The organism is Streptomyces sp. NPDC054887 (assembly GCF_053610585.1).
The window spans coordinates 1-11214 of record NZ_JBSGYQ010000043.1; the positions used below are offsets into that span (position 1 = coordinate 1).

At 73.2% G+C, this 11214-nt stretch carries 8 protein-coding genes; 5 read left to right on the forward strand and 3 right to left on the reverse strand.

Annotated features, from left to right (window positions below; genetic code table 11):
- Positions 1-84: 84 nt before the first annotated feature.
- Entirely contained in the window at positions 85-1125 is a 1041-nt protein-coding gene (locus ACWGH0_RS23180; RefSeq protein WP_453406113.1) for a phosphatase PAP2 family protein, read from the reverse strand.
- A 459-nt stretch (positions 1126-1584) separates the two neighbouring features.
- Here ACWGH0_RS23180 and ACWGH0_RS23185 point away from each other — a divergent pair, with 459 nt between their 5' ends.
- Positions 1585-3327 (forward strand): MFS transporter, encoded by a 1743-nt coding sequence (locus ACWGH0_RS23185; RefSeq protein ID WP_453406114.1) that lies wholly within the window; start codon positions 1585-1587, stop codon positions 3325-3327.
- Between the two features lie 147 nt (positions 3328-3474).
- Positions 3475-4674 carry an acyl-CoA dehydrogenase family protein gene (locus ACWGH0_RS23190; RefSeq protein WP_453406115.1) on the forward strand — a complete coding sequence of 400 codons (1200 nt, stop codon included), beginning with the start codon at positions 3475-3477 and terminating at the stop codon, positions 4672-4674.
- 12 nt (positions 4675-4686) lie between these two features.
- On the opposite strand, the gene ACWGH0_RS23195 is transcribed toward ACWGH0_RS23190, so the two are convergent.
- On the reverse strand, positions 4687-5127 hold the full coding sequence (locus ACWGH0_RS23195) for a cell division protein SepF (protein WP_453406116.1): 441 nt from the start codon (positions 5125-5127) through the stop codon (positions 4687-4689).
- A 252-nt stretch (positions 5128-5379) separates the two neighbouring features.
- Here ACWGH0_RS23195 and ACWGH0_RS23200 point away from each other — a divergent pair, with 252 nt between their 5' ends.
- The 3 genes from ACWGH0_RS23200 (at position 5380) to ACWGH0_RS23210 (ending at position 9873) form a co-directional block, all read left to right on the forward strand.
- Entirely contained in the window at positions 5380-6651 is a 1272-nt protein-coding gene (locus tag ACWGH0_RS23200; RefSeq protein WP_453406117.1) for a DUF5685 family protein, read from the forward strand.
- 836 nt (positions 6652-7487) lie between these two features.
- A complete protein-coding gene (locus ACWGH0_RS23205) occupies positions 7488-8390 on the forward strand; it encodes a S1 family peptidase (RefSeq protein ID WP_453406118.1) in 903 nt (300 codons plus the stop codon).
- A 400-nt stretch (positions 8391-8790) separates the two neighbouring features.
- Positions 8791-9873, forward strand: a complete 1083-nt coding sequence (locus ACWGH0_RS23210) for a S1 family peptidase (RefSeq protein WP_453406119.1) — start codon at positions 8791-8793, stop codon at positions 9871-9873.
- Between the two features lie 317 nt (positions 9874-10190).
- Here ACWGH0_RS23210 and ACWGH0_RS23215 read toward each other — a convergent pair whose 3' ends face one another.
- Positions 10191-11213: a DUF3533 domain-containing protein gene (locus tag ACWGH0_RS23215; protein ID WP_453406120.1), complete on the reverse strand. Its 1023-nt coding sequence runs from the start codon at positions 11211-11213 to the stop codon at positions 10191-10193.
- Between the last annotated feature and the right edge of the window lies 1 nt (position 11214).

The window sequence follows — 11214 nt, forward strand, 5'->3', positions numbered from 1 at the left end:
GGACGGCTACTAGGGAGCCGGCCGGGGCCTTCGTGCGCCGCGGGGTGGGGCCTGTGCGTACCGTCCCCGCGGGTCCGTGGGCGGTCAGCCCCCGGCCACCGGCCGGGGTGACGTGCCGGGGCGCGCCGCGCCCGTACGGTCGGCGTGCGGCGGGCGGCGGCTGCCCGCCGGGGTGGCGGCGGTCCGCTCCGGGCGTGCCGGGTGGGGCCGCGGCGTGAGGTGCGCGGCGGTCCTGACGCCGCCGGTGGAGCGGCCGGTGCTGCCCGCGGCCACCGGCTCGCGGGCCGGGCCGTCCGCCTGGACGGCGCTGCGGGCGGTGGGGTGGCGCTGCGGGAAGAGGCCGGGGGACAGCCGGCCGCCGGCCGGTGCGGGCCGCGAGGCGCCGAGCCTGCGACGGGCGCGCCAGGACTCGCGCACCGCGAACACCCACGCCTCGGTGCGGCCGATCAGCGGCTCGAACCAGGGCAGGCTCAGCAGGATCAGCAGCCCCGCCGCCCAGCCGAGCAGCACATCGCTCACCCAGTGGGTTCCCAGGTAGACCGTGGTCGCGCCGACGCCCAGGGCGACCACGGCGGAGAGCACCGACAGCCAGCGTCTCGCCCGGGGGGTGGTGGCCATGTAGGCCAGGATGCCCCAGGTGACCACCGCGTTGGCGGTGTGGCCGGAAGGAAATATATCCCCGCCCGCGAACATCTCGGCCGAGCCGATCTCCGTCGCGTAGTGCGGGCCGCGGCGGCCGAGGCCGAGCTTGACCGCGCCCACCGTCACGTTCAGCAGGAGCAGCGAGGCGCCCAGCGTCAGCAGCGGGCGCAGGGTGTGCTGGCGCCAGGAGCGCCAGCCGAGCCAGGCCGCCACCATGACGGCGGTGGGGCCGCGCTGCCCGAGCACGACGAAGTAGTCCAGGAAGGGGTGCACCTCCGGCCACTGCTCGTACGGCCGGAACAGCATGATCTTCCAGTCGAGAGTCACCAGCCAGGACGTGATCAGGACGGCCCAGACGATGGCGATGTAGAACGCCAGCGTCGAACCGAAGAGCGCCGTACGGGTACGGCTCATCCCGGGGATCTCTATCTTCGGCGGCTCCGGTTCCCGGTCCAGCCGGGCAAAGATTCGGTCGGTACGCACTGAATCGACGTTACAGCGAGTGAGTGACAAGCCCGGCCCCTCCGGCACCTTTGTGATGACGATGTGATGTGGGGTGTGTCTCACCGAGACGTTAATTCCAGGCCGTTCGGGAAAGCCGGGAGGCCCGCTGGGGAATTCATTCGGAGGCCCGCTCGTAAGAGTGAATGAGTGTCGATGAATTGTGTTCACCGGAACTCAACACGGAATTTCCCGCTCCCTCACGTGAATCCCAAGATCGCCGATGGGCTCGCGGGCCGTCTCCCACCGGTGCCGCAGGACGGTGACGTACGCCACATCCGGCCGTTCCTCCTGGTGAGAGGTGCGCCACGCGGGCCCCGTGCGGACTCGCGTACTCTGACGGCTCACTCGCCCGTCGATGCCGGGCCCGCAGGGACGTTGGACAGCGCCGTTCCCGCCGGTCCGCCGAGCGCGAGGGATGCGCCACTGGGAGGGACGTACATGTCAGGGACGACCACGGCCGGAACACAGCGGTCTGCGGGCGACCCCGGGCACCGGCCGGGTGCGACGACCGTGCGGCCCGCGAAGGCCGGGCGAGCCGTGCGGGGTCTGCGGGCCGCCCCCGGCAACCGCTGGGCCGTGCTGGTCGTGCTGTGCGTCAGCCTCCTGCTGGTCGCACTCGACGCGACGATCCTGCACATCGCCGTCCCGGCCCTCTCCGAGGACCTGCGGCCGCGGGCGACCGAGCTGCTGTGGATCGTCGACGCCTATCCGCTGGTCTGCGCCTCGCTCCTGATCCTCTTCGGCACCCTCGGTGACCGCGTCGGCCGCCGCCGCGTCCTCCTGCTCGGCTACGGCCTCTTCGGCGGCGCCTCCGCGCTCGCCGCCTACGCCGACGGGCCGCACGTCCTCATCGCGGCCCGCGCCCTGCTCGGCGTCGGCGGCGCGATGATCATGCCGGCGACACTGTCGATCCTCCGTCAGGTCTTCCCCGACCGGCGCGAGCGCGCCGTCGCCATCGGGATCTGGACGGCGGTCGCCGCCGTAGGGGCCGCCACCGGCCCGGTGCTCGGCGGCTTCCTCGTCCAGCACTACTGGTGGGGCTCGGTCTTCCTCATCAACATCCCGCTGATGGCGCTGATCCTGCCCGTCGGCCGCTGGCTGCTGCCGGAATCACGCGGGAACGGTCAGGGCCCCTGGGACGTGCTCGGCGCGCTGATGGCGGCGGCCGGCGTGCTCGGCGTGGTCCTCGGTGTGAAGCGGGCCGGCGGCGGCGAGGGGGTCGCCGACGCGCGGACCCTGCTGCCGCTGCTCGTCGGAGCCGCGCTCCTCGTGCTGTTCGTACGGCGCCAGCGGACGCGCAGGCAGCCGCTCATCGACGTCACGCTGTTCGCCCGGCCCGCCTTCTCGACGTCCGTCGGCTGCATCGTCCTGGCGATGCTCGCTCTGGTCGGTCTGGAGCTCATCGCCGTCCAGTACCTCCAGCTCGTGCTCGAACTGGGCCCCCTGGAGACCGGCCTGCGGCTGCTGCCGCTGACCTTCGCGGCGATGGCGGCCGGCGCCACCGGTTCGTACACCCTCCAGCGCCTGGGCCCGCGCGCGATGGTCTCGTCCGGCTTCGCGCTGACCGCCGCCGCCGTGCTCGTACTGACCCTCATGGGGCAGCACGACCGGCCCGCGCTGCTGACGGCCGGTTTCGTGCTGCTCGGCTTCGGGCTCCAGACCACGCTCTTCGGCGCGTACGAGTCGATGCTCAGCGAGGCCCCGCCCGAGCACGCGGGCGGCGCCGCCGCCATCGGGGAGACGTCGTACCAGCTCGGCGCCGGCATGGGCATCGCCCTGCTCGGCAGCGTCATGAACGCCGCCTACGCGCCCGGGCTCGCCAAGGTGCCGGGCGTCTCCCCGGCCGAGAGCGCGGGCGCGGCGAACTCCCTCGGCGAGGCGTACACGCTCGCGGACCGGATCGGCGGGCCCGCCGGTGCGGCGCTGCGCGTCGCAGCCCGCCACGCCTTCGTGCACGGCCTGCACGTGACGCTCTTCGTCAGCGCGGGTCTGCTGCTCCTCGGCGCGCTGGCCGCGCTGCGGCTGCCGCGGCTGATGGACTGCGGTGCGCGGGGCGCGGACCAGAAGAACGTACGGGAGCCGTCGCCGCGGGAGCCCGTGCGCGAGCCGTCGCCGCAGGTGAAGGTCCCGGCGTCCCGGGAGCACGCGGAGCACGCCGGGTCTGGACGGGCCGCGCGGTGACCCCGTAACGTCGGCGGGCGAGGCGGTAACTACCACTGCTAGTTTTCCGCCGCGCCGCACACACACCGCACGTCCGTCACACCGCACCGCACGCAACGACCCGCACCGCACGTCATAGTGAGCCGAGCAGCCGCCGGAGGGCCAGGAATGTCCGCACCTTCTCAGAGTCCGAAGCTTCCGCCCTTCGACCCCGGCGACCCGCTCGGCATCGACGATCTGCTGGCCCCCGAGGACCTCGCGATCCGCGAGACCGTACGGACCTGGGCAGCCGACCGCGTCCTGCCGCACATCGCGGACTGGTACGAGCGCGGCGAACTCCCCGGCATCCGTGACCTCGCCCGCGAGCTCGGCTCGATCGGCGCCCTCGGGATGTCGCTCCAGGGCTACGGCTGCGCGGGCGCGTCCGCGGTCCAGTACGGCCTGGCCTGCCTGGAGCTGGAGGCCGCCGACTCCGGCATCCGCTCGCTCGTCTCCGTACAGGGCTCCCTCGCCATGTACGCGATCCACCGCTTCGGCTCCGAGGAGCAGAAGCAGCGCTGGCTGCCCGGCATGGCCGCGGGCGAGATCATCGGCTGCTTCGGCCTGACCGAGCCCGACCACGGCTCCGACCCGGCCGGGATGCGGACGTACGCCAAGAAGGACGGCGCCGACTGGGTGCTGACGGGCCGCAAGATGTGGATCACGAACGGGTCGGTGGCGGGGGTGGCCGTCGTCTGGGCGCAGACGGACGACGGAATCCGCGGCTTCGTCGTGCCGACCGACGCCGCCGGCTTCTCGGCGCCCGAGATCAAGCACAAGTGGTCACTGCGCGCCTCGGTCACCAGCGAGCTGGTCATGGACGAGGTACGGCTGCCCGCCGACGCCGTACTGCCGGAGGTCACGGGGCTCAAGGGGCCGCTGAGCTGCCTGAGCCACGCGCGGTACGGAATCGTGTGGGGCGCGATGGGCGCCGCCCGGGCCAGCTTCGAGGCGGCGGTCGACTACGCGAAGACGCGCGAGCAGTTCGGCCGGCCGATCGGCGGCTTCCAGCTCACCCAGGCCAAGCTCGCCGACATGGCGGTCGAGCTGCACAAGGGCATCCTGCTCGCCCACCACCTCGGGCAGCGCATGGACGCGGGACGGCTGCGCCCCGAGCAGGTCAGTTTCGGCAAGCTCAACAACGTGCGGGAGGCCATCGAGATCTGCCGCACGAGCAGGACGATCCTCGGCGCGAACGGGATCTCGCTGGAGTACCCGGTGATGCGGCACGCGACGAACCTCGAATCGGTGCTCACCTACGAGGGCACCGTGGAGATGCACCAGCTCGTGCTGGGCAAGGCGCTCACCGGCCTGGACGCCTTCCGGTGAGCGTCTCGCCCATCAGCTCTGGTTGAAGAAGCCGTGCGTGTCGCGGCTCGCGGCCTCACCGCTGACGACCTCGGTGTCCGCGGGGCTCAGCAGGAAGACGCGGTTCGCGACGCGCTCGATCGAACCGCGCAGGCCGAAGGTGAGACCGGCGGCGAAGTCGACGATGCGCTTGGCGTCGGAGGGCTCCATGGACGTGAGGTTCATGATGACCGGGACACCGTCCCGGAAGAGCTCCCCGATGCCGCGCGCGTCCCGGAAGCCGTCCGGGGTGACCGTGGCGATCCGGGGGCTCTTGTCGTCGGCGGACTCGGAGACCGCCTTGACCCGCGGGTCCGTGACCCAGGGCTCGGCCGTCTCGTTGTTTCCCTCGGCGTACTCGTCGTCGTAGTAGCGGTCGTCGTCGCTGTCCTCGACGAGCCCGAGCCAGGCACTGGCCTTGCGCACCGATCCCATGGGACGCCTCCTTTCACCGCGGTCGGTCTGTGTACCGCTCCCCCTATCGTCGTCCATCATGCGGATTGCGCGCCAAGTGGATAGCCGCCGCGCAGGGGATTCGTGACGGTACTGGTGCAGAAGTTGTGGCGATTCGTCAAGGTCCGTCCTGTGTCCGGCTGCTGACAGGGTGAAAAATAGGACCGTCGGGCCACACGGGTGATGAGGGGGACGGACGGGTGAACACCCGGCCCCCGCGACCGCCTCGGTACGATGCGGGCCGCACCGTTCAACAACTCTCGGGGGAGCGCCTTGTTCGGAATCGTCAGGCCATGCAGCCATCGGCTCACCGAGGGGCTCAGGACCGAGTGGATGGCCCATCTCTGTGGCCTGTGCCTCGCACTTCGCGGTGACCACGGTCAGCTCGCGCGGGTCGTCACCAACTACGACGGGCTCATCGTCTCGGTTCTGACGGAGGCTCAGTCCGAGCGCGTCACGGGCTGGCGGCGCACGGCGGGACCCTGTCCCCTGCGCGCGATGCGCACCGCGCCCGTGGCGCAGGGCGAGGGGGCCAGGCTCGCGGCCGCCGTCTCGCTGGTGCTGGCTTCGGCGAAGATGCGGGACCACGTCGCCGACCGGGACGGGCTGTTGGCCCGCAAGCCGGTGGCGGCGGCGGCCCGGCGGGTCGCCGCCGGCTGGGACAGGGCGGGCGCGCGTACGGGCGCCTCGCTGGGCTTCGACACGGCGCTGCTGGTCGACGCGGTGGACCGGCAGGCCGGGATCGAGGCGCTGGCGGGGCCGGGCACCTCCGTCCTGACGGTCACCGAACCGGCCGAGACGGCCACCGCCGCGGCCTTCGCGCACACCGCCGTACTCGCCGGCCGGCCCGAGAACGCCGCGCCGCTCGCGGAGGCCGGCCGGCTCTTCGGCCGGCTCGCGCACCTGCTGGACGCCGTGGAGGACCTGGAATCTGACGCCGCGTCGGGTGCGTGGAACCCGCTGACGGCCACCGGGACCACGCTCGCCGAGGCGCGCAGGCTCTGCGACGACGCCGTGCACGGCGTACGGCTCGCTCTGCGCGACGCGCACTTCACCGACGACAAGCTGGCGCACGTACTGCTGGCGCACGAGCTGAGCCGCTCCGTGGACCGGGCGTTCGGAACGGCGGCCTGCGGCCACCAGGGGCAGGTCCAGGCGTACGGGGCGCCGCCGCCCGGGACCGGGCACGGCGGCGGCAATCCGTACGGCTCGAACAACCCCTACGGCGGCAACCCCTACGGCGGCGCGGGGGCGGGGGCTCCGGGCGGCGGTTACGGCGGATACGGCCCGCCCGGCGGTCCGGGCGGTCCCGGCTTCACGGGGGAGCCGCACCGGCCCGCGAGGCGCGGCTTCTGGGCGGGGTGCGCCGTCGCGATCGGGCTGTGCTGCACGTGCAAGCTGTGCTGCGCCAAGGAGTACGAGGGCGCCTGGTCGCGCAAGAGGCGCGAGGGCCTGTGCCACAAGTGCGACTGCGACTGCTGCGAGTGCTGCGGCTGCGACTGCTGACGCGGCCACCCCCCCGCCCGGGCCGCTCCCGCTGCCACCCGCTTCCGACTGCTTCCGCTGCCGGGCGCTCCGGCAGCCGGTCCCCGTCGCGGCCCCGGGCCGGCCCGTGCGGGGCGTCCCCGGGGCGGCGTGGCCGGGGCCCGTGTGGACCGTTGGTGTGGAGGAGCATCCCCCGGCGGGACTGGCAGCGCCGGCGTGAGCGGCGCGCCGAGACGGTCTCCGCGCCGTACGGTCCGCTCTCGCCCACCGGCACGCACTGGCTCTCCGACTACCCGGAGGGGTGCATTACGGGCGTGCCGGGCCGGTGGACGGGCGACGGCGACGAGGTCGTCCCGACCGCCTCGCCGCACGACGGGATCACGGTCGACGCGGGGCCGCCGGCCCGGCGAGGTCCGGCTGAGCGCCGCCACCGGGCCACGGTGACGGTCGACTCGACCGGTCCGCTGCCGCCGTGCGCCTTCGCCGGCCACTTCGTCCGCCCGCTCCCGCCGCCGGTCGGCACGCTCCCGGCGGGGGAGCGGAACCGTATCGACCGCTGGCCCGTCCCAAGGGCGGACACCACCGCTGGGAGCATCCCGTCGGACGCGCCACCGCCCGGCGGACCGGTGCCGCACCCGCCCCGCCGGCCCCAGCGCCGCCGGGGCCGCGAGCCGTGCCCGGACGCGCGCGAGGCCGAAAGGCGCCCTTGCGCGCGCTGTTGGCGCCCCGAATACTCCCGAGAAGCGCTTGTCAGGAGCACGACCTATCCGGAATCCGGACGGGTTCTCTGACTGCGCCTCACGGACCCCTGCTCACCCCACGAGCGGGTCCCCTACTTCCCTCGGGAGGAACGAAACGTGAGGATCAAGCGCACTACCCCCCGCAGTGGCACAGCCAGACGGTCCCGCCTGATCGCCGTCACGGCAGGTCTCGTCGCCGCAGCCGCACTCACCGTACCGAGCGCCAGCGCCGACACGGCCGGCACGTTCAGCGCCAACCAGCTCGCCTCCGCGAGTGACGCGGTCCTCGAAGCCGATGTCGCCGGTACCGCCTGGCACGTCGACAAGGCCAAGAACACCCTGGTGGTGACGGCCGACAGCACCGTCTCCGCCGCCGAGATCGCCAAGATCAAGCGGGAGGCCGGTGCGAACGCGTCCGCCATCCGCGTCGAGCGCACCCCCGGCAAGTTCTCCAAGCTCCTCGCCGGCGGCGACGCGATCTACGCCACGAGCTGGCGCTGCTCGGCGGGCTTCAACGTCCGCAACAGCGCGGGCACGTACTTCTTCGTGACCGCCGGCCACTGCACCGACGGCAACCCGCCCTGGTACACCAACTCCTCCCGTACCACGAGCATCGGCCCGACGGCCGGATCGAGCTTCCCGGGCAACGACTACGGCCTCGTGCGGTACGCGAACACCTCGCTCGCGCACCCCGGCACCGTCGGCAACCAGGACATCACCAGCGCGGCCAACGCCACGGTCGGCATGTCCGTCACGCGTCGCGGCTCCACCACCGGCACCCACAGCGGTTCCGTCACCGGCCTCAACGCCACGGTGAACTACGGCGGCGGCGACATCGTCTACGGCATGATCCGCACCAACGTCTGCGCCGAGCCCGGCGACAGCGGCGGCCCGCTGTACTCCGGCACCCGCGCCATCGGTCTGACCTCGGGCGGCAGCGGCAACTGCTCCTCCGGCGGCACGACCTTCTTCCAGCCGGTCACCGAAGCGCTGAGCGCGTACGGAGTGAGCGTCTACTAGCAGAGCGCCGCACCGCGGGCCCCGGGCCCGGAGAACGCGGCCAGCGGCACATCAGTCCCCGTCCGGTCCGACCGGGCGGGGACTCGTCGTGCGCAACGCGCCCTTTCGCCGCACGAGTTGACCGCACTGCGTGCCGGGACCGCCGGAATCCGGTCCGCAGGGGCGAGTACCGGACAGGACTAGTCCTCACCCGCTGTTTCCCCCGCGGTCGCACGCGGTGTTCGCGAACGCGACCGGCACATGCGGCGCCCGGCTTGTAAAGACCTCGCGGGCGCACCGGGGTTGTCGTGTGCGCGTCCTGAAGTCGACCTTGTGTGCGACCGATCGGCCTCGGAATAGTGGGCGTACTCGGACCTGCCCCCCACTTCGCAGGGCCGAACCCCCCACAGGAGGTCATTACGTGAAGCACCGACGCATAGCCAAGCGGCGTGTGGCGATCGCGGGAGCAGGCATCGCGGCCCTCGTAGCAGCGGGAGTCACCTTGCAGACTGCGAACGCGAGCGAGGAAACCCCTCGGTACACCGTCAAGTCGCTGTCGGCGAGCGGGGCCGGAAAGCTCGCATCCGACCTCGACTCGCTGCTGGGCGCCGACGCGGCAGGGGCGTACTACGACAGCGAGTCCAAGGCGCTCGTGGTCAACGTCGTGGACGAGGCCGCGGCCCAGGGCGTGCGGAAGGCGGGCGGCAAGGCCAGAATCGTCGAGAACTCCCTCGCGGAGCTGACGGCCGTGCGCGGCACCCTGACCGACAAGGCCGCCATTCCCGGCACTTCGTGGGCCACCGACCCGGTGACCAACAAGGTCGTCGTGACGGCGGACCGTACGGTCAAGGGCGAGGCGTGGGCGAAGCTGGAGAAGGTCGTCGGCGCGCTCGGGGAGAAGGCCGAACTGAAGAAGTCGGCCGGGGAGTTCAAGCCCCTCATCGCGGGCGGCGACGCGATCCTCAACGGCGGCGGGCGGTGCTCGCTCGGCTTCAACGTCGTCAAGGACGGCGCTCCGCACTTCATCACGGCGGGTCACTGCGGCCGGGCCGGCACCCAGTGGACGGACTCCACGGGCGGGGCGCTCGGCACGATGGCCGCCTCGACGTTCCCCGGCAACGACTTCGCGCTCGTGAAGTACGACGACGGGGTCGAGCACCCGAGCGAGGTCAACCTCTACAACGGCAGCACCCAGCCGATCACCAAGGCGGGCGAGGCGACCGTCGGCATGAAGGTGACGCGCAGCGGTTCCACCACGCAGGTGCACGACGGTGAGGTCACCGCGCTCGACGCGACCGTGAACTACGGCAACGGCGACATCGTGAACGGGCTCATCCAGACCACGGTCTGCGCCGAGCCCGGCGACAGCGGCGGCTCGCTCTTCGCGGGCGACACGGCGATCGGGCTCACCTCGGGCGGCAGCGGCGACTGCGCGTCGGGCGGCGAGACGTTCTTCCAGCCGGTGCCGGCGGCGCTGGCGGCCCTGGGGGCGGAGATCGGCTGACCCGGCCGGCCGCGAGGCCCCGCGCGCACGCCGCGTACGGGGCCGGCCCCGTACGACCACGAGGCCCCGTCCGGTACGCGCGTACGCCGCGTGCCGGGCGGGGCCGCGCGCCGTACCTTCGCGCCGGCGAAACCCGGGCCCCGCCGCGCCGGCCGGCCTCGGGGGGCCGCGCCCGGCGACCGGCTTCGACTCCGGCCGCTCCGGCGGTCGGCCGCTGACCCGGGCGGGCGCTTCTCCGGCGCCGGGGCTCCGGGCGCGGCGGGCGGGATTCCCGCGCCGCGGGTTCCCGGCCCCGGCGGCGGGCGCGCGCTGCGGACCTAGGCGCCGCGCGGGTGCCCATCCGCCGCGGGGCCGCGGCGCAGGGCCGCCATGGCCAGGGTGACCGCGCTGCCCGCGACCGCCCACGCGGCGAGGACCAGGAGCGGGCCGAGGAGCGCGTTCCCCTCGAAGTACGCGATCGAGCGGGCCGCCCACGTGCCCGCCCCCGGCGGCAGGGCCGGTCCGATCGCCGCCCAGAACGGCGGCAGCATCGGCAGCGGGAACGCGCCGCCCGCGCTCGGGTTGCCGGCGATCACCACCAGCAGGACCGCCAGGCCGATGCCCACGACACCGGTCAGCGCCTGGAGCCCTAGCGTGAGCGCGCCGACGGCGAAGACGACCAGGGCGCCGAGGCCCCACAGTCCGACGACGCTTCCGGGCAGGGCGCCCAGGACCGGACCCACGATGACCGCGCCGCCGATCCCGCCCGCGATCGAGTAGAGCGCCATGACGCCGAGCCGGATGACGGCACGCTGTCCGTTGGCCGGGCGGGAGCCCGCGCTGATCGCCAGGATCGAGGCGCACAGATAGCCGCCCACGCACCACCCCACGACCAGGTAGAAGCCGGAGAGGCCGTCGAAGTCCTGGTCGGAGGCCGGGGCCACGTCGACGGTCCGCACCTCGCGCTGCTGGACCGCCTCGATCCTGGTCACGAGCGTGGTCAGGGCCGAGGACAGCACGGTGCCGCCGCCCGAGGCGACCAGCAGGGTGTCGGTCTTCGACGCGGGGTCGACGATCAGCGCGCCGTCGATGTCACGGTTCATGATCTGCCGCCGGGCCGCGGCCTCGTCCGCGACCGTACGGGGGTCCAGGGGGCCGCCGGGCAGGTCTTCGAGCCGCTGGACGAGCCGGTCGGCCTCCTGCCCGGGCGCCACGACGGCGAAGGGGACGTCCTTCGGCTCCGGGTGGTGCAGCGCTCCCACGTAGGACGCGATGAACAGCAGCTGGAGCGCCAGCACGCCGATCACGAGCAGCGCGGCCCGTGGCGTGACGGCGTTCCTCACCTCGTCGACGAAGGTCATG

Bases quoted from the DNA above. Each gene is read 5' to 3' on its own strand.
- ACWGH0_RS23185 (WP_453406114.1), top strand. From the start codon at position 1,585: ATGTCAGGGACGACCACGGCCGGAACACAGCGGTCTGCGGGCGACCCC.
- ACWGH0_RS23190 (WP_453406115.1), top strand. From the start codon at position 3,475: ATGTCCGCACCTTCTCAGAGTCCGAAGCTTCCGCCCTTCGACCCCGGC.
- ACWGH0_RS23195 (WP_453406116.1), bottom strand. From the start codon at position 5,127: ATGGGATCGGTGCGCAAGGCCAGTGCCTGGCTCGGGCTCGTCGAGGAC.
- ACWGH0_RS23200 (WP_453406117.1), top strand. From the start codon at position 5,380: ATGCGGGCCGCACCGTTCAACAACTCTCGGGGGAGCGCCTTGTTCGGA.
- ACWGH0_RS23215 (WP_453406120.1), bottom strand. From the start codon at position 11,213: ATGACCTTCGTCGACGAGGTGAGGAACGCCGTCACGCCACGGGCCGCG.